Raw genomic sequence first — 26,360 nt, 5'->3', positions numbered from 1 at the left:
GCGCGAGCGGCTCGTCGCGGGTGGCGGCGAGCAGGTGCCGCGCCCGGGACGCGGCGTCGGCGGCGAGCAGCCCGAGCGCCTCGGCGTCGACGCCGGGAGCGGAGTGCCCGGCCAGGAGTGGGGTGAGCGCCAGCGGTTCGCCCGAGACCGGCACCGGTGGGCCGGGCAGCGGCGCCGGGGTGGCGGCGTACGCCTCGTCCGCTCCGGTGCCGGCCGGGGCGGCGTCGTCCGCCACCGCGAAGCGCCGCCGGGCGTTGCGCCGGCGCAGCTCCTCCACCAGTTCGGCCTCGGCCCGCCCGCGCATCAACAGCAGCACGAACGGGTCGCGGTCGAGCAGCCAGGACGTCTGGTAGGCCAGCGCGGCGGCGTGCCGGCAGGGCTGATCCCAGGAGGGGCACTCGCACTCCGGTTCCAGGTCACCGTAGCCGGGTAGCAGGCGTACCCCGGCGTCCTCGGCGGTGTCGACCAGCTCGGGTGGCATCTCCCGGTCGAGCAGCGCGGCGATGTGCCCGGCCTTCGCGGCGAGCGCGTCGAGCAGCCGGTCCCACTGGCGGTCGGCGAGCGGGGCCACGCGTATCACCGTGTCGTGCGGAGTCTCCGGGTCGCCGTCGTGCACCGGTGCGGAGATCCGGCCCGGGCTCACGGTGATCGGGCCGACCTGGCCGGCGGACGCGTACCGACGGCCCCGGCTCAGCTGCCCACGGTCGAGCGCGGCCCGCTCCATCGCGTCGATCCAGGCACTGCCCCACCAGGTGGCGGCGAACGTCCGGCCGATCCGCCGGTCGGGCCCGAAGGCCGGGAAGCTGCGGGCCCGACCGTCGTCGCGGACCGGCTCGGCGTCGTCGTCCCACGGGTCGTCGAAGTCGGGGTCGCCAGTCACGTCCGGGCTCCTCATTCCTCGCCGCCAAGCCGGACGAGACGGAGCAGCTCGGCGTCGGACAGCTCGGTCAGGGCGGTCTCGCCGCCGGTGAGCACGGCGTCGGCGAGCGCCCTCTTGGACTCCAGCAGGGCGGCGATGCGCTCCTCCAGCGTGCCCTGGGCGATCAGCCGGTGCACCTGCACCGCCCTGGTCTGCCCGATCCGGTGGGCCCGGTCGGTGGCCTGCTCCTCCACCGCGGGGTTCCACCAGCGGTCGTAGTGGATGACGTGGTCGGCCCGGGTGAGGGTCAGGCCGGCCCCGGCCGCCTTGAGTGACAGCAGGAAGACCGGCACCGCACCGGCCTGGAACCGGCGGACCATCTCCTCGCGCTGCGGCACGGGCGTGCCGCCGTGCAGCAACTGCGCCGGTACGCCCCGCTCGGCCAGGTGTCGGGCCAGCAGCCGCGCCATCCGCACGTACTGGGTGAACACCAGCGCGCCGCCGCCCTCGGCGAGGATGGTATCCAGCAGGTCGTCGAGGAGGTCCAGCTTCTCCGACCGGCCGCGCAGCGGGCCGCGCGGCTCCTTCAGATAGTGGGCCGGGTGGTTGCAGACCTGCTTCAGCTCGACCAGCAGCTTGAGCACCAGGCCACGGCGGGCGATGCCGCCACCGCTGGCCCGGATCTCGGCCAGCACCGCACCGACCACCTTCTCGTAGAGGGCGGTCTGTTCGGCGGTCAGCGGGACCAGGTGATCGGTGACCGTCTTCGGGGGCAGCTCGGGGGCGATGCCCGGGTCCGACTTGCGGCGGCGTAGCAGGAACGGGCGGACCAGCCGGGACAGCCGCGCGACGCTCGCGGAGTCCCGGTCCACCTCGATCGGTCGGGCCCAGGTCGCACGGAACTGCCCCACCGCGCCCAGCAGGCCGGGAGTGGTCCAGTCCAGGATCGCCCACAGATCGGTGAGGTCGTTCTCCACCGGAGTGCCGGTGAGCGCGATCCGGGCACGCGCCGGAATCGTCCGCAGCGCCTTCGCGGTGCCGCTGAGCCGATTCTTGACGTACTGGGCCTCGTCGGCGACCACCAGCCCCCAACGCTGGCCGGCCAGGGCGTCGGCGTCGAGTCGCATGGTGCCGTAGCTGGTCAGCACGATCCCGTCGGTCAGCTCGGCCAGCGACCGTGCGGTGCCGTGGAAGCGGCGCACGGACGTGCCGGGGGCGAACCTGCGGATCTCCCGTTCCCAGGTGCCGAGCACCGAGGCGGGGCAGACCACCAGGGTCGCGCCGGCGGTCGCCCGGTCGAGCTGCCGGCGCAGGTGCAGCGCGACGACAGTGACCGTCTTGCCGAGGCCCATGTCGTCGGCGAGGCAGCCACCGAACCCGAGCGAGGCCATCCGCTCCAGCCAGCGCAGCCCGCGCAGCTGGTACTCGCGCAGGCGGCCGGCCAGCCCTGCCGGCGGTGTCAGCGGCTCCGGCCCGCCATCCGGGTCGCCGAGCAGTTCGCACAGCGCGCCCAGCCAGCCGTCGGCCACCACGTCGACCCGCTCGCCGGCCACCTCGGTGCTGGCGGCCAGGGTCGCGGCCAGCGCGTCGTACGCCGGGCGCGGGGGAAGCCGCCGCTCGGCGGCCTTGCGGGCCACTGCCGGCGGGACCAGGACCCACCCGTCGCGCAGGCGGACGATCGGCTGGGCAAGGGCGACCCGGTCCGTCTGCTCGTCGGTCAGCGGGACCCCGGCGAGGGTCAGCTGCCAGCTCAACGGCACCGGCGCGGCGGAGCGGAAGAACGCCGCCGGGTCGGCGGGCTGCTCCGGTGGTGAGCTGACCAGCACCCGGGCGGCGAGCGCACGCGAGAGCCGCGGCGGCCACTCGATGTCGATGCCGGCGGCGGCGAGCCGGGCCTCGGCGCCGCCGAGCAGGTCGACCAGGTCCTCGTCGAGCAGCTCCAGCTCGACCGGCGCGGCCTCGTCGAGGAGTCGCTCCAGCGGCTGCCACAGTGCGGCCGCGCGCCGCACGGCGAGCATCGCCTCCACGGTGGCCCGGTCGCCGAGGCCGTGCTCGTCGCCCGCCCAGAGGGAGGCGGCGTCGCTGACCAGGGTGGGGTCGGCGAGGCTGCGCAGCCGGACGACGGCCGTGGGCACGGTGGCGTCGAGATCCCCCCGGATCTCCACCCGCAGGGCCATCCGCAGGCCGGTGTCCACCCCCACGGAGACCTGCCCGGCCCAGCCGCGCAACTCCTCGGCCCGCTGGGGTTCCGCGACGGTGAACCGGGGGTCGCCGGCGAGCCACGGCGCGGCCGGGGTGCGCGGCAACGTGTCGGCCACCGCGTCCAGGAACGCGCGGACCAACTGCTCCGGGTCGGGGAGGACCAGCCGACGCGCGGTGGGGTCCAGCGGCACCGCACGCGCCTCCGCTGGCATGGCGGCGGCCAGCGCTCGGATCCTTTGCACGTCGGCGGCGTCGAACGGGCCAGCCCGCCAGGCGTCGTACCCCTGCGGGGACACTCCGGGCAGGATCCGCCCCCGGGCGGTGAGGTGCAGCGCGGTGACCGCGACCGCCGACCAGAACGCGGCGGCCGGGTCGAGCACGTCGGTGTCCCGCAGCGCGGCGAGGCCGCGCACGGCGTCGCCCACTCCGATGGTGCGGACCGGCACGGTCTCGAGGACCATCCGGCCGTCACGCGGCAGGGCCAGCCGCAGTTCGCCGCGCTGCCCGAGGCCGGTGAACCGCTCGGTCAGTGCCTCGCCGGCCGGGTGGTGGACGTGAACCGCGCCGGTCCGGGGTGGGTCGCCCGGCGTGAAGACGACCGTGAACCGCAACTGTGCCTCCCGACCGGTCGGGGCGGTGCTGCCCCGACATCTCTAGCGTACAACGTACGACAGGCATATGCGGGGCGTCGCGGGTGGATCGGCACGGAGACCGTGTTCGCGTACTAGGCCTGATCGTCGGCGCTCAACTGACCCGCGACGCCGACGTTCAGCGGGTCGGCCAGCAACTTGTCGAAGGCGAGTTCGGCGGCACCGATCAGGACGGCGTCCCGGCCGAGCGCCGCCGCCTCCAGCCGCAGGTGCTCGCGGGAACCCGGCAGCGGCATGGCACCCAACCGGCTGCGGACCGTGTCCGCCCCGGCGATGAAGATGTCGCGCAGCGAGCCGCCGAACACCACAGCGTCCGGGTTGACCACGTTGACCAGGTTGGCCACGCCGAAGCCGAGCCAGTCGGCGACCTGCTCGACCGCCTCCCGGGCGGTCCGGTCGCCGTCCGCCGCCGCGCGCAGCACCTCGGCCACTGCCGCGCGGTCGCCCGGGTCCCGACCGGCGTGCCGCAGCAGCGCGGCCTCGCCGATCTCGGTCTCCCAGCAGCCGCGGGAGCCGCAGCCGCAGGGCAGCCCGTTCGGGTTGACCACCATGTGACCGACCTTGCCGCTGTGGCCCCGGTGCCCGATCACCAGCCGGCCGTCGACGATGATGCCGGCGCTGATGCCGAGGTCACCGTGCAGGTAGATGAGGTCGTCGATGCCGGCCGCCACGCCGCGGACGTGCTCGGCCAGGCCGGCGATGTCGGCCAGGTCGCCGGCCACGAAGCCCGGGCCGACGGCGAACTCGGCCTCGAGCGCGACGCCCAGAGTCTCGTCGACGCCGGCGATCCGGATGCGACCGTCCGCCTCGCAGGTGGTGTCGGTGACCGCGACCGCGCCGCCGACCAGCAGCGCGTCGGCGGCCACGGAGCGTTCCATGTCGCGGACCAGGTCGGCCAGCGGCCCGACCGCGTCGACCGCCGTCATGCCACCGGGTCGGGCGACCTCGCGCAGGTCCAGGATGCGACCACCCAGGCCGACCCGGGCGGCGCGCAGTCGGTCCGCGTCGATGCTCAGCGCGTGGGCGTAGACCCGGTCGGAGCGCGGGCTCACCACCAGCGAGGGCCGGCCTGCCCGACGGGCGGTGGTCGGCGCCTCCTCGGTGACCAGGCCACTCGCGACCAGGTCGGCCGCGAGAGCGCCGATGGTGCTGCGGTTGAGGCCGAGTCGGCTGGTCAGCTCGGCCCGGGACGTCGGCCCGTGCAGGTGGACGTAGCGCAGGACGGCGCCGAGGTTCTGCCGCCGGATCTCCTCCTGGCTGGCGCCGGGGACCGCGGGCAGCGGGGATTCGGAGTTGCGGCCGACGCCGGCTGGCCTGGCCCGGACTGGTGATGCCACGGTCAGACCTCCTTCCGGATCGGTACCGGCTGGTGCGGGGGTGTCAGGACGACGATGGGTCCCGGAACAGGAGATCCGGGACCCATCGGTGTCACTGCCTACCGTGTGGTGCTTACTTGGTGAGCGGCGCGAGCTTCGGGTCGTTGGCGTACGCCTCAGCCGCGTTCGCCTTGGTGACGGCGACCGGCGGGAGCAGGTACGTGTCGACGACCTTGCTGCCGTTGTTGTAGGACTTGGTGTCGTTCACCTGCGGGGTGTTACCGGCCTGGAGAGCCTTGACCATGTTGATGGTCTCCTTCACCAGGTTGCGGGTGTCCTTGTTGATCGTCATGTACTGCTCGCCAGCGACGATCGACTTGACCGACTCGACCTCGGAGTCCTGGCCGGTGACGACCGGGGTCGGCTTGCCAGCGCCCTTGACCGAGGTCAGGATCGCGCGGGCCAGCGTGTCGTTCGGGGAGAGGACGCCGTCCAGCTCCTTGTTGCCGTAGGTCGAGGTCAGCAGCTGGTCCATGCGGGCCTGCGCACCCTCGGCCTTCCAGCCCTGGATGGCGGTCTGCTTGACGTCGGTCTGCTTCGAGGCGACGACCACGGTGCCCTTGTCGATCTCCGGCTTGAGCACGCTCATCGCGCCGTTGAAGAAGACACCGGCGTTGTTGTCGTCCGGCGAGCCGGAGAACAGCTCGATGTTGTACGGGCCGTTCGGCTTCTTGGCCTTCATGCCGTCCAGCAGGGCCTGGCCCTGGAGCTGGCCGACCTTGAAGTTGTCGAACGCGACGTAGTAGTCGAGGTCCGGCGTGTTGGTGATGAGCCGGTCGTACGCGATGACCTTCGCGCCGGCCGCGTGGGCCGCCGCGACCTGGGTCGACAGCTGCGCGGCGTCGGTCGCGCCGATGACGATGACCTTGGCACCCTTGGTGGTCATGGCCGTGATCTGGGCCTGCTGGTCGGCCACCGTGGTCGACGCGCCGGCGTACTGCACGTCAGCCTGGAAACCGGCCTCCTTGAGACCGTTGCTGAAGAGGTCACCGGCGAGGACCCAGTTCTCCGAGGTCTTGGCCGGGAGGGCCACGCCGATCAGCGAGTTCGCCGCGAAGCCCTTGGCGGCCTCGCCGCTGGAGTCGCCGTCGCCGTCACGGCCGGAGCCGCAGCCGGCGAGAGCCAGCATGGCGGCGGCGCTGATGGCAACCACCGACGTGCCGAAGAATTTACGCATGGGAGGACTTGCCTTTCTGATAATTGAGACGGGTGGAGAGGTCGGTGGCCGTCAGCCGGACACCGCTGCCTTGGCGGGCTCGCGCTCCGCGTCCGGCGGTGAGGCGGGTGGGGCGGAGTCTTCGCGACGGAACGGTCGCATCAGACTTCCGATGATGGAGAACCGCCCCTGGCTCTTGTTGTAGACGTCGATCGCGACGGCCAGCAGCAGGACCAGGCCCTTGATGATCTGGACGCGGTCGGTGCCGACGCCCATCAGTTGCAGGCCGTTGTTGAGCACGGCCATGACGAGACCACCAACGATCGAGCCGCTGATGGTGCCGATACCGCCGGAGACCGCCGCGCCACCGATGAAGACCGCGGCGATCGCGTCCAGTTCCCAGCCGTTACCGTCCTGCGGTCCGGAGGCCGCCGAGCGGGCCACGAAGATCATGCCGGCCAGGGCAGCCAGGACGGACATGTTCATCATGACGAAGAAGTTGACCCGCTTGAGCTTCACACCGGACAGCTCGGCCGCCCGGGAGTTGCCGCCCACCGCGTAGATGTGCCGGCCACCGGCCGTGTTGCGGGTGTAGAAGGAGTACGCGATCACCAGGACCAGCAGGATGATGCCGGAGATCGGGAAGCTGGTGCCGACGCGACCGCTGGCGAAGCGCAGCGATGCGAAGGCGATCACCCCGACCATGACGGCCATCCGCAGGATCGAGATCCACATCGGTGCGGGGTCAGCGTCCATGGCCCTGCGGGTCTTACGGGCCTGGATCTCGCGCCACACCACGGCCACCGCCGCGGCCAGGCCGAGCAGCAGCGTGGCGTTGTTGTAGCCGGTGTTCGGACCGAACTCGGGCAGGAAGCCGGAGCCGATCTCCCGGAAGCCCTCCGGCACCGGGATCGTGTTGGCGTTACCGATGTACTGGTTGCCACCGCGGAACAGCAGCATGCCGGCCAGGGTGACGATGAACGCCGGGACCCCGATGTATGCCACCCAGAAGCCCTGCCAGGCGCCGATGATCGCGCCGATCGCGAGGCCGAACAGGATGGCTACGGGCCAGGGCAGCGACCAGTCGGCCATCGACTTGGCCACCAGGATGCCCGCGAAGGCGGCGATGGAGCCGACCGAGAGGTCGATGTGCCCGGCGACGATCACCATGAGCATGCCGATGGCCAGAATCAGAATGTACGAGTTCTGCTGGAACAGCGCGATCAGGTTGTCCGACCGCAGGGTGAGGCCATCGGTCAGGATCTGGAACAGGACGACGATCGCCACCAGGGTGAAGATCATCCCGAACTGGCGAGCGTTGGAGGTGGTGCCTCCGAACAGGTTCTTCTGAAGGTCCTTCAAACGGCTCATCGTGTCAGCATCTTCTTCGTCGAGGTCATCTGCTTCATGAGGTTTTCCGGGTTGGCATCTTCCCGGGCGATCTCGCCCGTGATGGAGCCTTCGAACACGGTGTAGATGCGGTCGCAGAGCCCGATCAGCTCAGGCAGCTCCGAGGAGATGACGACGACGCCCTTCCCCTGGTCGGCGAGCCGCTGGATGATGCCGTAGATCTCGTACTTGGCACCCACGTCGATGCCGCGCGTCGGCTCGTCGAGGATCAGCAGGTCCGGGTCGGTGAACATCCACTTCGCCAGGACGACCTTCTGCTGGTTACCGCCGGAGAGCTTCGAGACGCTCTCGTCGACCGTCGGGGCCTTGGTCCGCAACTCCTTGCGGTACGCCTCAGCCGCCTGGTACTCCTCGACCTCGCTCAGGACGCCGTGGTGCGAGATCTTGGACAGCTTGGCGGCGACCGTCGACGACTTGATGTCGTCGAGCAGGTTGAGGCCGATCGCCTTGCGGTCCTCGCTGACGTACGCGAGCCCGTTGTCGATCGCGTCCGCGACCGACTTCAGGACGATCTCCTTGCCGTCCTTGATGATCGTGCCCGACTCGTACACCCCGTAGGAGCGGCCGAAGACACTCATCGCCAGCTCCGTGCGGCCGGCGCCCATCAGGCCGGCGAAGCCGACGATCTCGCCGCGACGCACCACGAAGCTCTCGTTCTTGCAGACCTGCCGCTCGGCGGAGATCGGGTGCCGGACGTTCCAGTTCCGGACCTCGAAGAAGACCTCACCGATCTTCGGCGTGTGTTCCGGGAACCGGCTGCTCAGCTCGCGGCCGACCATGCCCCGCACGATCCGGTCCTCGTCGACCCCGTCCGCCTTGACGTCCAGGGTCTCCACGGTCCGGCCGTCGCGCAGGATCGTGATCTGGTCGGCGATCGCCTCGATCTCGTTCAGCTTGTGCGAGATCATGATCGAGGTGATGCCGCGGGAGCGGAAACCACGCAGCAGGTCCAGCAGGTGCCGGGAGTCGGCCTCGTTCAGAGCCGCGGTCGGCTCGTCCAGGATGAGCAGCTTCACGTCCTTGGCGAACGCCTTGGCGATCTCCACGAGCTGCTGCTTGCCGACCCCGATGTCCTTGATCAGGGTGTCCGGGTCCTCCTCGAGACCGACCCGGGCCATCAGGTCCAGCGCCATCCGGTTCGCGGCCTTCCAGTCGATCGCGCCCCGCTTGCGCGGTTCGTTGCCGAGGAAGATGTTCTCCGCGATCGACATGCCCGGAATGAGCGCGAGCTCCTGGTGGATGATCACGATTCCGGCGTTCTCGCTGGCGCGGATGTCGGAGAACCGGGTCTCCGCGCCCTGGTAGACGATCTTGCCCTCGTAGGTGCCGTGTGGGTAGACCCCGCTGAGGACCTTCATCAGCGTGGACTTGCCCGCGCCGTTCTCGCCGCAGATGGCATGGATCTCGCCGGCGCGAACCACCAGGTTGACGTCGGAGAGGGCCTTGACTCCGGGAAACTCCTTGGTGATGGAGCGCATCTCAAGGAGGATGGGCACGTCGCTCATCGCTCGTACCACCTCGCCAACGTCATCGGTTGCCTCCGGAAGGTTTGACCTTCACTCGGTTTTGTTGTTGACGGCAACGTATTGCGGTGGAAGGGTCATCCGCAAGGCGAGGGCCTGTTGAAAATGTAACAATCCGGCAATATCGACGTCGCGCAGTGTTCACACGTCCCAACAGCCGCCGTAGCCCCACCGGCGCCCCGACCGCCGCTCGTCACACCCCATCGACTTGGCGTGACGGGCCGATCGACCTCGGCCAGCATCCCCGGGGCCGCCAGCAGGCACAACGCGCTCCGGGCGGCTCGCGAGGCACCGCGAGCGGACGCCGCCGCCATCGAGCGATCTTGATCGGCAGCTCTCCGACGACCTTGACCAGCGGCGATGCGACCCACCCCGGACAGCGATGTGATCAACGCCTCGGGCGGACGACCACTGACGGATGACCCCCGGCGAAGACCAGGATCACCACGTACGTCGGCCGCCCGGGTGCCCAACTACCCTCGAGCCCATGGGAGATCCGTTCCGGGTACGCATCACCGTTCGTGGCTACGAGCTGGACACCCAGGGCCACCTGAACCAGGCCGTCTACCTCCAGTACGGCGAGCACGCCCGGTGGGAATGCCTGCGCGCGGCCGGCATCGCGCAGGACCGGCTTCTCGCCGCCGGAGTGGGACCGGTCGCCATGGAGGTGACCGTGAAGTACCTGCGCGAGCTGCGCGGCGGGGACGAGGTGGACGTCTCCTGCCAGTTCCGCTGGGGCGAGGGCCGGGCCTTCCACATCGACCAGGACTACACCCTCCCGGACGGGACCCCGGTGGCGCGGCTGACCGGGGTGGGCGGGCTGCTGGATCTGTCGACCCGGCGGCTGGTGCCCGACCCGCGTGGGCGGTTCCGGGAGTTGGCCGCCGACCCGGCGCCACTCAACCTCTGACGCCGGCCGGAGCGCCGGCGCTCACGGGCGCAGGACCGCCTTGATCACCCCGTTCTCCCGGCGGTCGAAACTGCGGTACAGCTCGGGCGCGTCGGCGAGGGTGCCGTGGTGGGTGACGATCACGCTGGGCCGGGCCCGGCCGGAGACGACCAGGTCACGAAGCAGCACGGTGTAGCGGCGGTCGTGGGTACGGCCGAACCGGACCGAGACGCCCTTGTTGAACAGCGTCCCCCACGGTGCCACCAACTCCTCGCTGGCGCTCGCGCCGGGGCGCGGTCGCAGGTCCTTCTCCGGGTACACGCCGGCGACCGCGATCGCTCCGGCGGGGTTGACCAGCCGGGCCGCGTCCGCGATGACCTGGTCGGGGCGCTCCTGATCGGGGCGCTCGCGGTCGCGGGCCTGGAACCCGACGGCGTCGACGACCTTGTCGATCCCGCCCAGCTTCTCCTCGCCCAGCGGCAGTCCCGCCCGGGCCCGCTCCGCGCGGATCTGCTCCACGGGGTCGCCCCGGCGGAAGTCGACCGGCACCGCGCCGATCTCACCGGCCTTGTCCAGCCGGGCGTCCACACCATCCACGCAGTACACCACCCTGGCACCGCGGATCAGCGCCGAGTAGGCGCTGAGCAGGCCGATGGTGCCGGCACCGAACACGGCCACCGTGTCGCCGGCCTCGACCCCGGCGAGGGTCGCGGTGGCGTGCCACCCGGTGACGAACGCGTCGGCGAGCAGCACGAAGTCGTCCTCGTACCCGTCACCCGGCTCCCCGGGGACGGGTACGCAGTTCGCGTCCGCCCACGGCACGCGCAGCAGGTCGGCCTGGGCACCCCGGTACGGGCCCATCCCGGCGTAGCCGTACGCGGCGCCCGGCCCCTCGGCGCGGACGCGCAGGCAGGCCGCCGAGAGCCCCCGGGCGCACATCACGCACGTTCCGCAGAACAGGTGCGTGGGGATCACCACGCGGGTGCCCGGACGGACCGTCTGGACGGCGCTGCCCACCTGCTCGACCACGCCCAGCGGTTCGTGGCCGAAGACCAGGCCGGGTTCGGCTCCGGTCCGCCCGTCGTACATGTGCAGGTCGGTGCCGCACAGGGCGGTGGAGGTGATCCGCACTAGCGCGTCGGTCTCCGTCTCCAGCGTCGCGTCCGGCACCTCCCGCACCTCGACGGTCCGGACGTCCGCGTAGACGACGGCTCTCATCCCGACTCCCCACTCCGGCGGCGGACGACGTTCTTCCCGCGACCGGGGTGTTCATGCCACTGGGCACCCGGCTAGACCGCGCCGGGGGCGTCGGCGTTCCGACGTCCCCGGCGCCGCGGTTCGAGAGCCGGTGGCGGTGGGGCCGCTACTCGGGTACGGCCCCGCTCTGCTGCTGTCGGAACTGGTCGACCGGGAGGCCGCCGCGACCCCAGTTCTCCGTCTCGACCTCGTCGATCACCACGAAGGTCGACGTCAACGGCTTGTTCAGGACGTCGCGCAGCAGTTCGCTCACGCCCTTGATGAGGGCGGCCTTCTCCTCGGCGGTCGCCGCGGACGTGCCCGGCGTGTTGCCCTCGCGAGTGATCTGGATGGTGACGATCGGCATTCTCTGCTCCTCTTCCGGGGTGGGGTTGGGCGTTCAGTGACCGGCGTTCTGGCCGCCGTCGACGTGCAGGATCTCGCCAGTGACGAAGGGCGCGGACTCGAGGTAGACGACGGCGTCGACGACGTCGCTGGTCTCCCCCATCCGGCCGACCGGGTGCAGGCCGGCGAGCGTCTGGTGCGTCTCGACCGGGTGCATCGGGGTCTTGATGATGCCGGGTGCGACGGCGTTGACCCGGACTCCGCGAGCCGCGTACTCGATGGCCAGGGACTTGGTGGCGGAGCTGAGGCCACCCTTGGTCAACGAGGCGAGCACGGACGGGACGTGCGAGCTGGGCTGGTCGACGAAACTGGTCGTGATGGTGACGATGTGCCCGGCGCCGGTGGTCAGCAGGTGCGGCAGGACGCGCCGGGTGAGGTGGAAGAACCCCGCGAGGTTGACCCCGGTGACAAGGTCGAACTCCTCGTCGGTGTAGTCGGTGAACGGCTTGGCGACGAAGACGCCGGCGTTGTTCACCAGGGTGTCGATACGCCCGAAACGGTCCAGGGCGGCACGGACCACCCGCTCTGCCGTGTCCGGGTCGGCGATGTCGCCGCGGACGGTGACGACCTCCGGGTCGTCCGCGGGGCCGATCGAGCGCGAGGTCGCCACGACGCCGTACCCGAGTTTGCGGTAGGCGTCCACGAGGTCGGCGCCGATGCCCTGTGACGCACCGGTGATCACGACGACCTTCTGCCCCTGACTGGTGTTCATGAGAACCACTTCCTGACTGGCCGGAGGGGGCCGGGACCGTTTGGCCCGGCCGAGATGATCACTAGACGACTGGTCGACTAAAAGCTAGCCGACCGGTCGGGTATCGTCAAAGCATGGGACGGACCAGTGACGCGCGAAACAAGATTCTCGACGCGGCCGCGGTGCTGATCGAGCAGCGCGGCTACTCTGCCCTGGGCGTGGCGGAGATCTGCGCGACGGCGGGTGTGCCGAAGGGCAGCTTCTACTACTTCTTCGAGTCCAAGCAGGCGCTCGCCCGCACCGTGATCGACGAGCACTGGGCGAACCAGCGCCGCCAGTGGGAGCAGCTGCTCGGCAGCGGGCGCGACCCGCTGCGGCGGCTGAGGGACCTGTTCGAGGCCACCGAGGCGGTCCAGCGCACCGGCCAGCAGAAGGCCGGCGTGGTCGCCGGCTGCCTGTTCGGCAACCTCGCCCTCGAACTCAGCAACCAGGCCGAGGAGATCCGCCGCCGGCTCCAGGAGATCTTCGAGGCCCAGATCGACCTCATCGAGCAGGTGGTCGTCGAGGCGAAGGCGAACGGACTCGCCGGCCCGGCGGTCGACACCCGGGAAGCCGCCCGGTCCATTGTGGCCCAGATCGAGGGGCGGGTGCTGCTCGCGAAGCTGCTCAACGATCCGGCCCAGCTGGAGACGCTGTGGCGCAACTGCCTCGACCTCCTCCAGGTGCCGGCGGAGGCGCGGACCACGACCGACTGAGTGGCCGGGACGGTGGAGTGGGCACCCGGACGTAGCATCGGCGAGGCACGATATTCAGGCGGCCCACTCCCGACCGGATCGAGCACACCCCACATGACGACCGAGCAGACGACGTCCTCCCCGCGCACCGGCGTCGGCATCATCGCCAGGGGCCTGGGCCAGAGCGTCCGGGACGGGCGCCGGATCCTCGACGACATCTCGTTGACCATCCAACCGGGTGAGGTCGTCGCCATCATCGGCGCCAGCGGCGCCGGCAAGACCACCCTGCTGGAGACGCTCGCCGGGATACGGCGACCGGCGGCCGGCACCGTGTCGTACGACGGCCCCACCGGAGAAGGTGCGGTCGGCTACGTTCCGCAGGACGACATCATCCACCGCGAGCTGCCCCTGGAACGCACACTGCGGTACGCGGCCCGACTGCGCCTGCCACCGGAGACCGGCCCGGTCGAGGTGACCGAACGGGTCGCCGAGGTGCTCGCCGGGTTGCGGCTGACCGATAGGGGTTCCGTCCCGGTGGGCCGGCTCAGCGGCGGCGAGCGCAAACGCGCCAGCATCGCCGTCGAGCTGCTCACCCGGCCAGGCGTGTTCTTCCTGGACGAGCCCACCTCCGGGCTGGACCCGGCGATCGCCGTGGACCTGCTCCGGGTGCTGCGCACGCTCGCCGACGCCGGGACCACCGTGGTGCTCACCACCCACCAGATCACCGACGTGGACCGGTGCGACCGGGTCGTGGTGCTGACCCGCCAGGGCCGGTTGGCGTTCGCCGGCACCCCGGCTGACGCCCAGGAGTTCTTCGGCCTACGGTCCCTCGCCGAGGTGCACCTGCGGCTCGACGAGGAGACCGACCCGGCCGCGTTGCCCGACCGCTTCGCCGCGCACCGCGACGTCGACCCACCCGCCCGTCCGGTCGACCCGGGCGCCGCGGGGCACCGGCAGGTCGGCCGGCTGCGCCAGTTCGGCGTCCTCACCGCGCGCAACACCGAGATCGTCGCCCGAAACCGGCTCACCCTGGCGATCCTGCTCGGCTCGCCACTGATGGTGCTCGGTATGTTCGCGCTGCTGTTCCGCCCCGGGGCGTTCGACCCGGCGCACCCCAGCCCGACCGTGACCGTGATGATCCTGTTCTGGATCGCGTTCGGCGGCTTCTTCTTCGGTCTGACCTATGGCCTGCTCCAGATCTGCACCGAGCTGCCGATCCTGCGCCGGGAGCGGCTGGCCGGTGTCCGGCTGCTGCCGTACCTGGTGGCGAAGGTGGCGGTGCTGCTGCCCCTGCTGGCCCTGGTGGACCTCGCCCTGCTCGGTGTGCTGCGCGGCACCGATCGACTGCCGCCGGTCGACGGCGCCGGCTTCACCGCCCTGTACACGACGCTGCTGCTCTCCTCGGCGGCCGCGCTCACCCTCGGCCTGCTCTGCTCCGCGGCCGTCTCCGACGCCGCCCAGGCCACGCTCATGCTGCCAATGCTCTGCTTCCCGCAGGTGCTGTTCGTCGGCGCGATCCTGCCGGTGCCGGCCATGGCGGCCGGCGGCCAGTGGCTCAGCTACGCGATGTCGAACCGGTGGGCGTTCGAGGGCTTGGGCCACACAGCCGGGGTGGAGCGGCTCTGGCGGGAGGGCGCCTCCCCGCTCGGTCCGCCCCTGCTGGCCACCTACGGCGACAGCTTCTCCCGCCCGGTGTGGGTGAACTGGCTGGTGCTCGGCGGTTTCGTGCTGCTCTTCCTCGCCGCGACCTGGGTGGTGCTGGTCCGCAGGGAGCGTCACCGTGCCTCCTGAACCCGCGTCCCGCACCGCCGCCGGCACATCGCCGGCGAAGCTGCCGGGGTACGCCGGCACCGCCCGGATCGACGAACTGCGCGCCACCGAATACCGGCACCTCGACCGGCACGGCCACGTCTACCTGGACTACGCCGGGTCCGGGGTGGCCGCACAGGCACAGGTGAGAGCCCACCACGACCGGTTGCTGGCGGGCCTGTACAGCAATCCGCACTCGGAGAACCCGACCTCGGAGGCGGCCGGCTCCCTGGTGGAGTCGGCCCGGCACGCGGTGCTCGACTTCTTCCGGGCGGACCCGGCGGAGTACGCGGTCGTCTTCACCCCGAACGCCAGCGGCGCCTGCCGGCTGGTCGGCGAGGCGTACGACTTCAGCCGGACCGCACCGTTCGTGCTGACCTGGGACAACCACAACTCGGTCAACGGCATCCGCGAGTACGCCCGGGCAGCCGGCGCGCGGGCGCGCTACGTACCGCTGGCCGGTCCGGAGCTGCGGGTCGCCGAGGCGGACCTGGTCGACGTGCTGGACGCCAACCGCGGCGGGCTGGGCGGGCGGCGGGGTCGGCCCGGCGGTCGGGGCCTGTTCGCGTACCCGGCGCAGAGCAACTTCTCCGGCGTGCAGCACCCGCTGAGCTGGGTGGAGCTGGCCCACCGGCACGGGTACGACGTGCTGCTCGACGCCGCCGCGTACGCCCCGACGAACCGGTTGGATCTCCGCGCCGTCCAACCCGAGTTCGTCTGCCTGAGCTGGTACAAGCTCTTCGGCTACCCCACCGGCGTCGGCGCGCTGCTGGCCCGCCGCGACGCGCTGGCCCGGCTGCGCCGGCCGTGGTTCGCCGGCGGCACGATCCGGGCGGTCAGCGTTCAGGGCGACTGGCACCGGTCGATGGACGACGAGTCGGCGTTCGAGGACGGCACGCTCAACTTCCTGAGCATCCCGGACGTGGAGTTCGGGTTGCGCTGGCTCGACGCGATCGGCGTGGACCTCGTGCACACCCGGGTCGGCCTGCTCACCGGGTGGCTGCTGGCCCGGCTGACCACGCTGCGGCACCGCACCGGCCGGCCACTGGTCCAGGTGTACGGGCCGGCGACGGGTGCGGACCGGGGCGGCACGGTGACGTTCAACCTCCGCCACCCGGACGGTTCCCTGGTCGACGAGCGGCTCGTGGCGCGGGAGGCCGCGGCGGCGGGCTTCTCCCTGCGTACCGGCTGTTTCTGCAACCCGGGTGCGGGAGAGGGTGCGTTCGGCATCAGCCGCGGCTCGCTGCGCCGGCGGCTGCTCGCGCGGATCGACACGATCGATGAGTATCTCGGGGCGCTGCGGCTGCCGACCGGTGGCGCGGTCCGCGTCTCGTTCGGTCTGGCCTCCAACGCGGCCGACGCGGAACGCTTCCTCGCGTTCGTCGAGGCCACCTATCTGGACCGCGAGGCCACCGCCGACGCACCGTTGCCACCCCGGCTGCGCTGCTGACCCGCCTTTGGCCCGACCGCGCTGCGGCAGGCTCGCTAGCGTGCCTGAGCCACCGACGTCGGGCGGCTCTTCATCTCCTCCATGAAGGGGAACCGGACGGTGAGCTCGGTGAGCGTCAGCCCGGCCCGCCAGGCCGCGGCCAGCTGGGCCACCTGCACGAGGTCCATGGCGTCGCCCCGTGCTTGAACCTCGCCGGCAACCCGAAGGTCCACCATGAAGTACCGGGCCTGAGAACCCAGCCCGACGCAGACCACGCCCTGGTCGGAGTGCAGCTCGGCGCAGGTGAACCGGGCACGCCCCTGCTCGGGAGCGGTTATCCGGCCGAGGTCGAGCTCGTGCCGGGCGGCGATCTCGATGAGCGCGGGGGCCAGACCACCCCGCTCGACCAGGTCCGGGTAGAGGCGCACACCCAGCGCCGTCGACACGTCGCTCATGACTGACTCCCACTTCCTCGTGACAGAGACCAGCAGCACGCAGGTTACGGGGATGTTTCCGGCGAGCCTCGTCATCCTGTCCCCCGTGGACGCCTCACGGCAATAGGAAGGATCGATTAGACCCCTATCGGAGGAATGTGCTCCGGAGCCGCAGCGGATGGCGGTGCACAGGTTCACCGGCGAACCGTGACCCTCGGAGACGTCGGTTCGCCAGCGACGTCGGCTCGCCAGCGACGTCGGCTCGCCAGCGACGTCGGCTCGCCAGCGACGTCGGTTCGCCAGCGGACGCGCCAGTGGTCAGCTCGCACCCTTTGCTCTGCTTCAACCCACGCAACACTCGCGGCCCGAAACCGTTGCGCGGGTTGAAGCAGAGCAAAGGCGGCAAAGAAGGTGCCCTCAGCCCGGTGCGGCCGCAGACCCGCAGGTCCTGCCCCCGCTCCCGAACCGGTCCTGCCACCCGCTCCCGAACCAGATCCAGCCCCCGCTCCCGAACCGGGTCCTGCCGCCGCTGTCGAAGGCAGGCGAGAGTCGGCCCGGCGGTCGGCCGCCGGGTGGGAGCGGCGCCCGGATGGGCGGACGGTGGACCAGCCCGACCCGGGCGACTGCGACGCTCCGGTAGTGGACTGTCGTCGCATTGGAAACACTCTTGACAAAAAGACCGTCATATCGACATGCTTCGCTATAGAGAGCGCTCTCAGGCCCTCCGGTGCACAGCCTCCGCCACCCCACTCGCTGAGGAGCCCCCCGTGTTCAACGCCCGTCCCGCCCCCCGTTTCCGACCCCTCGTCCTCGCCGCGGTCGCTCTCCTCGCCACCACCTCGGCTCTCGTCCTCCCGGCGCACCCGGACCGGGCCGAGGCCGCCATCGGCCCGATCACCTGGCAGGACGAGTTCAACGCTCCGGCCGGCGCAGCCGTCGACCAGGGCAAATGGCGCTTCGACATCGGCGGTGGCGGCTGGGGCAACAACGAGCGGCAGTACTACACCAACAGCACCAGCAACGCCGTCCACGACGGCCAGGGCAATCTGGTCATCACCGCCCGCCGGGACAACCCCGCCAACTATCAGTGCCACTACGGGCGCTGCGAGTACACCTCGGCGCGGCTGCTGACCGCGGCCACCTTCACCCAGACGTACGGCCGGTTCGAGGCCCGCATCAAGATCCCGCGCGGTCAGGGCATCTGGCCGGCGTTCTGGATGCTCGGCACCGGCAGCGGAGGATGGCCCAACGTCGGCGAGATCGACGTCATGGAGAACATCGGCAGGGAACCCAACACCGTCTACGGCACCGTGCACGGGCCTGGCTACTCCGGCGGCGGTGGCATCACCGGCAGCCGCACCCTCGGCGGGCCACTCGCCGACGGCTTTCACACCTACCGGGTGGACTGGGAGCCGAACGTGATCACCTGGTATCTGGACGGGGTGCAGTACCACCGGGTCGACCCCGCCCGGCTGGGCGGCAACCGGTGGGTCTTCGACCACCCCTTCTTCATGATCCTCAACGTGGCGGTCGGCGGTAACTGGCCCGGTTACCCGGACGGCTCCACGCAGTTCCCGCAGCAGATGCTCGTCGACTACGTCCGGGTGTCCGGCTACACCTCCGGCGGTGGCGGCGACCCGGCCCCCGGCACCAGCCGGATCCGAGGCGCGCAGAGCGGACGCTGCATCGACATCCCCAGCGCCAACCCGGTCGAGGGCGCCAAGCTGCAGATCTGGGACTGCAACACCACCGCCGCGCAGGCCTGGACCTTCGCCTCCGATGGGACCGTCCGCGCGATGGGCAAGTGCATGGACCCCGCCTGGGCGGGCACCGCCAACGGCACCGAGGTCAACCTGGTCTCCTGCAACGGCAATCCCGCCCAACGCTTCACCCTCAACGCCGCCGGCGACCTGATCAACGTCAGCGCCAACCGGTGCGTGGACGTTCGGGACGCCAACCCCGCCAACGGCGGCAAACTGCACCTGTGGGACTGCATCGGCGCCGCCAACCAGAAGTGGTCCCGCATCTGAGGACGCCGACAGCTCGTACCACCCGCGATTGGGCCGCCCGAGAGCATCTTCGGGCGGCCCACCGCCATGCGCTGTTGCGCTCCGTCCGACGGAGGCCCGCACCGTCGGCCCGCTGTCCGGTGCGGGCGATCAGTCCAGGCCCAGGCCGCGCCGTCCGGTGGGGTTGAGGCTGTCGGGCTGGAAGCGGTTGGGCCAACCGCGCTCGTAGTGCTCGGCCGGGAAGTCGGTCGGGCTGGACCCGGTCTGGAACGCCTCCCGGACGGCCGCCGAGTACCGCTCGTTGCGGGGGCACCACGGGGCCGCGGGAATGTACATGACATTGCCCCACCCCTGTTGCCCCTGAACGGGCGCCACGCTGTGGATCATGTCGCAGTGCCACCAGACGGAGTCGCCCGCCCTGACGTCGGGGATGCCGGTGAGGGCCCGCATGAGCAGCGGGTGCCACCTGTCGTTGGCGGGAAAGACCTGGTTGACCGTGACGCCGCACATGTCGTCGGCGGGCACGTCGGCCAGCAGCGGCCGGAGCATCAGGTAGCCCATCGCCTCGGGGATCGGGACCGTGTGCAGCACTCCCTGGTCATGGTCCATGTCCGAGAGCGCGGTCCAGCCCTGGAAGGTGCGGAAGGCCGAGCACATGGTGGTGCCGGGATACTGCGGTCCGGCGGTGCGGTGGGCGGCGTCCCAGGGGTCGTACTGCTCGACCGTGCCGCTGAAGAGGTGCCGGAAGGTCCTTTGGTAGGCCTCGGTCATCCACAGGTCGAGGGTGCCGGGGTCGAGGTGGGTGCCCAGACCGCCCGAGTCGGCGCCCGGCGGCCGGCGGCGGATCCGGTCCGGGTAGAGCGAGTCGCGGTTCGGGTCGAACCACCGCACACCCTCGGACTCCTGCTTCCACTGGCTGTTGAGGAACGCCTGCACCCGGGCCATCCGGTCGCTCTGGCGGGCCTGCATCTGGGCCGGCGACCAGTAGACCGGGTAGATCTCAGGCTTGGACCCCACGCTGCCGAAGAAGTCGTCGCCGGGCCCTAGGTACGCCTCGAAGAAGCCGTTGCCGTCCACGTAGTCGACGATGTCGCGGTCCCAGTCGAGGGCCTGCTGGCGGTCGAAGTGCCCGCGTACGACGAGGCAGCCCCGCTCGCGCAGCTTCTCCACCGCTTCGGCTGACACCGTGCCGGCCTCGATGTCCGCGTACTCGATGACCGGCCAGATCGTCTCGCCGCGCTCCCTGGCGGCGGTGATGTCGTCGACCTTCGCCTGGACCCGCTGTTCGACGACCGCGAACACCTCCTCGACGGTGCGGCCGGAGGCCTCGATTCGGGCCCGCAGCGCGGCCTTGATCTCGCTGATCGCGGCGGAAAGGTCGTCCGGCGGCGACTCCCAGTGCGGCAGGGGCGGGAGCGGTGCGGCGGCCAGAGCGGGCTGGGCGTTCACGGCGCGACTCCTTCTAGTTAGGGCTCCTTCTTGGAAAGACTGTAGGAGGCGGGCACCCTTCTAGGCAAGGCTCCTGCCTAGAATCGATGGGTGACCACCGTCAAGCCCTCGCTGGAGCTACTCCGCTCGTTGACCGACGAGCACGTGCTACGGGAGCTGATGCAGGCACGGCGGCTGACCCGGGCCGACCTGGCGACCCGCAGCGGCCTGTCCAAGCCCACCGTTGGCGAGAGCGTGCGCCGACTGGCCGAAGCCGGCCTGGTCGTGGACACCGGGGAACGGACGCCCGGCGGGCGCGGCCGGGGCCGCGTCGGCTCGTACTACGCCCTCGCCGACACGGCCGGCACCGCCCTGGCCATCAGCATCGCGCCCGACGGAGTGGTCGTCGAGCGGGTCGACGCCCACGGCGACATCCTCGGGCGGACCCGCCACGACATCAGCCGGCCGGCACGGGCCGAGCAGGTCGCGGCGGCCCTGGGCACCGCCGCCGCACAGGCACGGGAGAGCGCCGGAGGAGCGATCCGACTGGCGGTCGTCAGCGCCGCCGACCCGGTGGAACGCGCCAGCGGTCGACTGGTCCGACTGCCCGACGCACCGTTCCTGCTCGGCGACCTCGACCCGGTCGATGTGCTGGCGTCACAGGTCGGCGGCCCGGTCATCGTCGACAACGACGTCAACTGGGCGGCACAGGCCGAACGAGACAACGATCCGACCCGCTTGAGCGACTTCGCCTACGTCTTCCTCGGCGAGGGGCTGGGCTGCGCGGTCGTCAGTGACGGCGAGGTACGCCGAGGCCACACCGGGCTGGCCGGCGAGATCGCCCACCTGCTGACCATCGGCCCACACGGCCAGGCAACCCGGTTCATCGACGTGTTCGCCGACCTCGATCTGCGCCGCGCCGGCACGACGGCCATCGACGCGGATCGCGTCCGTCAGACCGACATGGCCACGCGTGAAGCGCTGGGGCGCGCCGTCAGCGGCGTTCTCGCCGCCATCGTCGCGCTCACCGACCCGCGACTGGTTATCCTCGGCGGGCCCTGGGGCAGCCATCCGGCGGTCCTCGATGCCATCACCACGGCGTTCACCCAGATGCCCCGCCATGTCGAGGTCCGTCGGGCACTGCTGACGGAGGAACCGTCGCTGACCGGCGCTCGTGCGGAAGCCCTCAACCGCCTCCGCTCCACCATCGTCGCCCTCCCCCAGCGGGCGGCACCCCCGGTGACCCGCAGCTCCTGATCAGCCGAGCGGAAGGCCGGGGCGCGGATTCGGCCGATGACCCGAGACGAACAAACGATGCCCGCTATGTTCGGATTCGCCCAGTAATTCCGGCATCACCGGGAGTGAACCTATGTCGCACCACCTCGACACCCCCCTCGCCGCCCAGAACGGCCAGCTCTACATCAACGACCTGTACGTCTTCAACGGAGAGCGCGCCACCGTGTTCGTCATGGACGTCAACAGCTCGGTGACGAAGGCCGACATCCAGCGCGGCTTCCATGCCGAGGCGCGCTACGAAATCAAAATTCACGTCGATGGCGGCGAGTTCGAGGAGTTGACCTACCGGGTGGCCTTCGGCGAACCGGACGGCGCCGGGAAGCAGACGCTGATGGTGTACGAGCTCACCGGAGCGGATGCCCGTGACGACGCCGCGATGGGTACTCCCGTCGTCGAGGGCCGGACCGGCGAGGTGTCGAGCGGCGGAAACGTCCGGATCTGGGCCGGGCGGATCACCGACCCGTTCTACATCGACCTCGGCCAGCTCGCGACCGTCAACGCCGCGTTCAAGAACGGCGCGAAGCTGGACCGCGCGGCGTGGAAGGCCGACCAGGCCACAAACAGCTTCGCCGGCACCACCGTCGAGTCGATCGTCCTCGAGGTCTCCCAGGACGAGCCGCTGCTGCGCGACGGCACGCAGATCGGCGTCTGGTGCACCACCAAGCTGGCGACCGACGCCGGGGGGTGGCGGCCGATCAACCGTGGCGGCCACCCGATGATGTGGCCGACCTTCTGGCCGACCGACACCGACTTCTCCAACCCGGCCAACGCGCGACACCCCAGCAAGGACCTCACCGAGGACGGCGAGGAGATCGCGTCAGCGGTCGCGCGGGTGGTCGCCGCGAACGGGACCGCGCCGGATCCCCAGGCGTACGGCTGGAGCGTGGTCCGGCAGGTGTATCCCGATGTGCTGCCGTACCAGGTCGGGACGGCGGCCAACTACGGCTTCGCGGTCCGCAACGGTCGCACCATGGCCGACAACGCGCCCGAGGTGATGTTCTCCCTGGTGCTGAACACCGGGATGACGTCCGGCCTCACCCCGGACGTGACCAAGGCCGCCCGCGCCGACGCCTTCCCGTACGTGGTGCCGGCCTGACCCGGGCCGCCTCGGCCCCTGTCCGACGGGGCGGGTCAGGCCCCAGTAGCCCACGCTCGGCCGTATGACGCACGCACAGTTCGCGGACGAAGATGAAGCACAGTGCTGACGGGTCACGCAGTCGCTGAACGCGGACTGACCTCCTCGGCCGCGCCGAAGAGGTCAGTCCGCAGGAGGCTGGAGGCGGTCAGCCCTCAATGTCTCGCGGGTCGCGGCTGCGTGGGTAGGTGTTTTTCTCCCCGATCGTGCCGTCCTGCTTCTTAATCACGTGCTCGACGCCACGGTCGGCAGCCATCTCGCGACCCTGGGCCTGCGCGTCGGCCTTGGAGTCATGCGTACTGCTGGCCCGCTCATTGCCCTCGGGCCGGTTCTTCCACTGCCCGTCCTCGTGGTACGTGTCGACGTCACCCTTGGTCATCGTCGGCTCCTCCCTGCGGCTGAACTGTCACCTCATCAGTTGCCCGGAGCCGTTCTGGGCAAACGTGGGTCGCGCGGTCCTCAGCGGACGGTGGCGCCGACCGTCACTCCGGGCGGCAGTTGTTGCTCGTCCGCTTGACGATGTGTTCGCGCTCGTCGGTGGTGATACCCGACGGCTCCCCGTCGAAGTGCGTCTCGACCTTGTCCCAGCCGCGGCGCTGCTCGTAGTGCAGGTGCGGGGCCCCGGAGTTGCCGGTGCTGCCGAGGCGGCCGATCTGGTCGCCCTGGGCGACCCGCTGCCCCTCCCGGACCAGCGGCGGTTCGAGCAGGTGAAGGTACTGGGTCTCCCACTTGCCGCCGTGGTCGATCTTCACCCAGTAACCGCCACCGCGACCGCGCGGGCCCTCCGGATTCTCCGGGTTACGCCCGCCCAGCGATCCGTTGACGCCCGCCACAGTGACCGTGCCGGCGTAGGACGCGAGCACCGGCCGTCCCCACGCCTCACCCTCGGTCGGAAACAGGTCGACGTCGTAGTCGTCGTGGCCGGGATAGGTGCTGAGCTGCCACGTCTCGCCGCAGGAGACGGGAAGTTGGAAGAGCGGACGCGGGCCCGGCGGTCGCAGCATCGGCACGACGACCACGGCTACGCCAATGAGGGCTCCGAGCGCGACGAGCGCGACGAGAACCCGGACGGTGGTGCGGCTGCGGACGCGGCGGTGGGTGCGGACTCTGGTGGGGTGGCCGGTCGTCACCGCACCGAGCATGGCAGATCCCGGCAACGCCTCAGCTCCGGGTCACGGCTGCCGTCCGGCCGCCGCCCGACGTGACATTGCAGTCGTATCGCGAACCGGGTACGGTGGGATGCAATGCAGTTGCATTGCATCGAAAAGGGGCCCAGATGCACGTGATCGCGCTGTCCGAGGCAACCGCCGACATGGTCGACCTGGTGGGTGGCAAGGCGGCCGGGCTGGGCGAGCTGATCCGGCTGGGCGAACGGGTCCCCGAGGGGTTCTGCGTCACCGCCGAGTCTCACCGGCTCGGTGTCATCCCGCAGGCCGAGATCCTCGCCGCGTACCAGCGACTCGGCGCGGGCCCCGTGGCGGTGCGCTCCAGCGCCACGGCGGAGGACCTGCCCGACGCGAGTTTCGCCGGGCAGCAGGACACGGTCCTGAACGTCACGGGCGCCACCGAGCTGATCGCCGCGATCAGGAAGTGCTGGGATTCGCTGCACACCGCCCGCGCGACGGCCTACCGCGACGCCCGTGCCATCGATCATCAGGCGGTGCGGATGGCCGTCGTCGTGCAACACATGATCACCCCTGTGGTGGCGGGAGTGCTGTTCACCGCGAACCCACTGACCGGCCGCCGCGACGAGATGGCGGTCGACGCGGCGCCGGGGCTCGGCACCACCGTGGTGGAAGGTGCGACGACCGTGGACCACTACGTCCTCGACGGCGTCACCCGGGACGACACGGGATGCCTGACATCGGCGCACCTGGCGGAGCTGCGGACCACGGGTGCGCGGCTGCAGGGTCACTTCGGCTCCCCGCAGGACGTGGAATGGGCCATCGACGGGGACGGCCTGCTGTGGTTGCTACAGTCCCGGCCGATCACCAGCTTGTTTCTCCTCCCTCCGGAGACCGGCAAGCCCCTCCCCCGGGTCTATCTGGAGTTCGGTCACGTTCAGGGCATGCTGCAACCGGTCACACCGATGGGCATGTCCACGCTGCGGTCACAGATCGCGGCGATGCTCGCCGCGCTCGGCGTCCGGGTCGAGATCGTCGACATCGGCGGTCGCCTCTACGGTGACCTGACCGAGCTGGCCCGGAGCAGGTCGTCCCGCAAGCGGCTGGTCAAGCTCATGGCGGTCGACTTCGGCCCGCGGGCACAGGCGGTGATGGAGCACGTCCTGGCGGATCCGCGGTTCGCGCCGACCACGGGCAGCACCGAGCGCGGCGCGGCGGCCGGGGCGTCCCTGCGCACGGCCGGCCGTGCGGTGGTGGGAATCCTGCGCGCGCTGGCCCGTCCCGACGCGGCGCGGATCCGGATGTTCCAGGCGGTCGAGCGGATGGAAGTGCGGTCGGCGGCGCCCGACGACCTGCGGACCTCCACCGACCGGCTGCGCTTCCTTCGCGCGCAGGACGGCGAGAACAGTGCGGACGACATCATGTGGCCCATCGTGACGGGCATGCTCGCCGCCGCGTTGCCGGCCTCGTTGCTCAAGGGCGTCGCCCGCCCGGACGAGATCCACACCGTGCTGGGCGGGATGCCGCACAACGTCACCATCGAGATGGACCTGGCGCTCTGGCGACTCGCCCGGGACGCGGACGAGCACCGCCAACTCCTGCTCGACACCCCGCCGGACGAGTTGGCCGCGCGTTATCTGCGCGGCACGCTGCCCGACATCGGAATGGCCGCGTTCCTGGACGCCTACGGTCATCGCGGCGTCGCTGAGGTCGACCTCGGCGTGCCGCGCTGGGCGGAGGATCCGGCACCGGTCTTCGCGGCGATCGCCAACTACCTGCGGGTCACCGACCCGCAGCAGGGGCCCGATCAACGCTTCCAACGGGCCGCCGCGGCAGCCGAGACCGCGCTGGACGAACTGGCCGCGCGGGCCCGCCGTCGCCGGCCGGTACGCGGCACCATCGCCGGGTTCCTGCTACGCCGGGCCCGGTCGTTGGCCGGCCTGCGGGAGGCCGGCAAGTTCGCCGGGCTGTACCCGTTGCGGGAGAACCGCCGGCAACTGCTGCTCATCGGCGCCGACCTCACCGCCGCCGGTCTGCTGGAGCAGCCCGACGACATCATGTTCCTGACCCTGGACGAGGCGGAGGCTGCGGTCCACCGCAGCACCGATCACCGGGCCACGGTCACCTCCCGCCGGGCGGTGCACCACCGGGAGTTGCGCCGCAGGTCGGTACCGGTGGCCCTGCTGTCCGACGGCACCGACGTCGAGACCATCCTGCCCTCGGAACCCGCCCGCGACGGCACCCTCACCGGTGTGGGGGCGTCGGCGGGCCGGGTGACCGGCTCCGCCCGGGTCGTCCACGACCCGGCAACCGCCCACATCGAGCCCGGCGAGGTCCTGGTCGCCGCGACCACCGACCCCGGCTGGACGCCGTTGTTCCTCACCGCCTCGGCGCTGGTCACCGAGACCGGCGCGATCATGGCGCACGGCCCCACCGTGGCCCGGGAGTACGGCATCCCCGCCGTCATCTGCGTGTCTGACGCCACCCGGACCATCTCCACCGGCCAACTCGTCACCGTCGACGGCGGCGCCGGAACCGTCACCGTCCACTGACCGCCAGCCCACG

General features: G+C 71.0%; 21 protein-coding genes. 8 read left to right on the top strand and 13 right to left on the bottom strand.

From position 1 onward, the window contains the following. The 6 genes from ACWD6N_RS18565 to mmsA form a co-directional block, all read right to left on the bottom strand. On the bottom strand, positions 1 to 880 hold an 880-nt coding region (locus ACWD6N_RS18565), incomplete at its 3' end, for an SWIM zinc finger family protein (protein ID WP_450004996.1). Between the two features lie 11 nt (positions 881 to 891). Beyond that, entirely contained in the window at positions 892 to 3,672 is a 2,781-nt protein-coding gene (locus ACWD6N_RS18560; RefSeq protein WP_450004995.1) for an SNF2-related protein, read from the bottom strand. A gap of 113 nt (positions 3,673 to 3,785) precedes the next feature. Next, positions 3,786 to 5,048: an ROK family transcriptional regulator gene (locus ACWD6N_RS18555; protein WP_387327098.1), complete on the bottom strand. Its 1,263-nt coding sequence runs from the start codon at positions 5,046 to 5,048 to the stop codon at positions 3,786 to 3,788. Positions 5,049 to 5,160: 112 nt separating this feature from the next. Continuing rightward, positions 5,161 to 6,264 (bottom strand): sugar-binding protein, encoded by a 1,104-nt coding sequence (locus ACWD6N_RS18550; protein WP_354966036.1) that lies wholly within the window; start codon positions 6,262 to 6,264, stop codon positions 5,161 to 5,163. Positions 6,265 to 6,315: 51 nt separating this feature from the next. After that, complete coding sequence (mmsB, locus tag ACWD6N_RS18545; RefSeq protein ID WP_354966037.1) at positions 6,316 to 7,614, bottom strand: multiple monosaccharide ABC transporter permease; 1,299 nt, start codon at positions 7,612 to 7,614, stop codon at positions 6,316 to 6,318. After that, positions 7,611 to 9,158, bottom strand: a complete 1,548-nt coding sequence (gene mmsA, locus ACWD6N_RS18540) for a multiple monosaccharide ABC transporter ATP-binding protein (protein ID WP_354966038.1) — start codon at positions 9,156 to 9,158, stop codon at positions 7,611 to 7,613. The genes mmsB and mmsA overlap by 4 nt, the downstream gene beginning before the upstream one ends. Positions 9,159 to 9,663: 505 nt before the next feature. Between mmsA and ACWD6N_RS18535 the strand changes: the two genes are divergently transcribed. Continuing rightward, a complete protein-coding gene (locus ACWD6N_RS18535; RefSeq protein ID WP_354966039.1) occupies positions 9,664 to 10,086 on the top strand; it encodes an acyl-CoA thioesterase in 423 nt (140 codons plus the stop codon). A 21-nt stretch (positions 10,087 to 10,107) separates the two neighbouring features. On the opposite strand, the gene ACWD6N_RS18530 is transcribed toward ACWD6N_RS18535, so the two are convergent. From ACWD6N_RS18530 to ACWD6N_RS18520, 3 genes are all read right to left on the bottom strand, one after another. After that, the gene (locus ACWD6N_RS18530; RefSeq protein ID WP_387327094.1) at positions 10,108 to 11,283 is read right to left on the bottom strand and encodes a glutathione-independent formaldehyde dehydrogenase; all 1,176 of its coding nucleotides are present in this window, start codon (positions 11,281 to 11,283) and stop codon (positions 10,108 to 10,110) included. A 145-nt stretch (positions 11,284 to 11,428) separates the two neighbouring features. Continuing rightward, entirely contained in the window at positions 11,429 to 11,668 is a 240-nt protein-coding gene (locus tag ACWD6N_RS18525) for a tautomerase family protein (protein WP_074318313.1), read from the bottom strand. A 33-nt stretch (positions 11,669 to 11,701) separates the two neighbouring features. Beyond that, positions 11,702 to 12,418, bottom strand: coding sequence for an SDR family NAD(P)-dependent oxidoreductase (locus tag ACWD6N_RS18520; protein WP_354966041.1), 717 nt, complete (start codon positions 12,416 to 12,418; stop codon positions 11,702 to 11,704). 113 nt (positions 12,419 to 12,531) lie between these two features. Here ACWD6N_RS18520 and ACWD6N_RS18515 point away from each other — a divergent pair, with 113 nt between their 5' ends. From ACWD6N_RS18515 to ACWD6N_RS18505, 3 genes are all read left to right on the top strand, one after another. After that, positions 12,532 to 13,152, top strand: coding sequence for a TetR family transcriptional regulator C-terminal domain-containing protein (locus ACWD6N_RS18515; protein WP_354966042.1), 621 nt, complete (start codon positions 12,532 to 12,534; stop codon positions 13,150 to 13,152). A gap of 93 nt (positions 13,153 to 13,245) precedes the next feature. Continuing rightward, positions 13,246 to 14,922 (top strand): ABC transporter ATP-binding protein/permease, encoded by a 1,677-nt coding sequence (locus tag ACWD6N_RS18510; protein WP_354966043.1) that lies wholly within the window; start codon positions 13,246 to 13,248, stop codon positions 14,920 to 14,922. Further along, positions 14,912 to 16,390, top strand: a complete 1,479-nt coding sequence (locus tag ACWD6N_RS18505) for an aminotransferase class V-fold PLP-dependent enzyme (RefSeq protein ID WP_387327089.1) — start codon at positions 14,912 to 14,914, stop codon at positions 16,388 to 16,390. The genes ACWD6N_RS18510 and ACWD6N_RS18505 overlap by 11 nt, the downstream gene beginning before the upstream one ends. Before the next feature lie 35 nt (positions 16,391 to 16,425). Here the strand turns inward: ACWD6N_RS18505 and ACWD6N_RS18500 are convergent, their stop codons facing one another. After that, positions 16,426 to 16,824: a hypothetical protein gene (locus ACWD6N_RS18500; RefSeq protein WP_387327086.1), complete on the bottom strand. Its 399-nt coding sequence runs from the start codon at positions 16,822 to 16,824 to the stop codon at positions 16,426 to 16,428. 746 nt (positions 16,825 to 17,570) lie between these two features. On the opposite strand from ACWD6N_RS18500, the gene ACWD6N_RS18495 reads away from it, so the two are divergent. Next, the gene (locus tag ACWD6N_RS18495) at positions 17,571 to 18,833 is read left to right on the top strand and encodes a family 16 glycosylhydrolase (RefSeq protein ID WP_354966046.1); all 1,263 of its coding nucleotides are present in this window, start codon (positions 17,571 to 17,573) and stop codon (positions 18,831 to 18,833) included. Between the two features lie 129 nt (positions 18,834 to 18,962). On the opposite strand, the gene ACWD6N_RS18490 is transcribed toward ACWD6N_RS18495, so the two are convergent. Next, positions 18,963 to 20,261, bottom strand: a complete 1,299-nt coding sequence (locus tag ACWD6N_RS18490; protein ID WP_387327083.1) for a DUF1479 domain-containing protein — start codon at positions 20,259 to 20,261, stop codon at positions 18,963 to 18,965. Between the two features lie 90 nt (positions 20,262 to 20,351). Here ACWD6N_RS18490 and ACWD6N_RS18485 point away from each other — a divergent pair, with 90 nt between their 5' ends. Both ACWD6N_RS18485 and ACWD6N_RS18480 read left to right on the top strand, forming a co-directional pair. Continuing rightward, positions 20,352 to 21,497: an ROK family transcriptional regulator gene (locus ACWD6N_RS18485; RefSeq protein ID WP_387327080.1), complete on the top strand. Its 1,146-nt coding sequence runs from the start codon at positions 20,352 to 20,354 to the stop codon at positions 21,495 to 21,497. Between the two features lie 112 nt (positions 21,498 to 21,609). After that, entirely contained in the window at positions 21,610 to 22,632 is a 1,023-nt protein-coding gene (locus ACWD6N_RS18480) for a DUF4331 family protein (protein WP_354966049.1), read from the top strand. A 187-nt stretch (positions 22,633 to 22,819) separates the two neighbouring features. Here ACWD6N_RS18480 and ACWD6N_RS18475 read toward each other — a convergent pair whose 3' ends face one another. Continuing rightward, positions 22,820 to 23,050 (bottom strand): DUF2188 domain-containing protein, encoded by a 231-nt coding sequence (locus ACWD6N_RS18475; protein WP_354966050.1) that lies wholly within the window; start codon positions 23,048 to 23,050, stop codon positions 22,820 to 22,822. Positions 23,051 to 23,153: 103 nt separating this feature from the next. After that, positions 23,154 to 23,813: a M23 family metallopeptidase gene (locus tag ACWD6N_RS18470; protein ID WP_387327076.1), complete on the bottom strand. Its 660-nt coding sequence runs from the start codon at positions 23,811 to 23,813 to the stop codon at positions 23,154 to 23,156. 134 nt (positions 23,814 to 23,947) lie between these two features. Between ACWD6N_RS18470 and ACWD6N_RS18465 the strand changes: the two genes are divergently transcribed. Next, positions 23,948 to 26,347 carry a PEP/pyruvate-binding domain-containing protein gene (locus ACWD6N_RS18465; RefSeq protein WP_354966052.1) on the top strand — a complete coding sequence of 800 codons (2,400 nt, stop codon included), beginning with the start codon at positions 23,948 to 23,950 and terminating at the stop codon, positions 26,345 to 26,347. Positions 26,348 to 26,360: the final 13 nt, after the last annotated feature.

It is taken from the genome of Micromonospora sp. NPDC005163, assembly GCF_053599835.1.
This window is presented reverse-complemented; position numbering and strand designations above follow the sequence as displayed.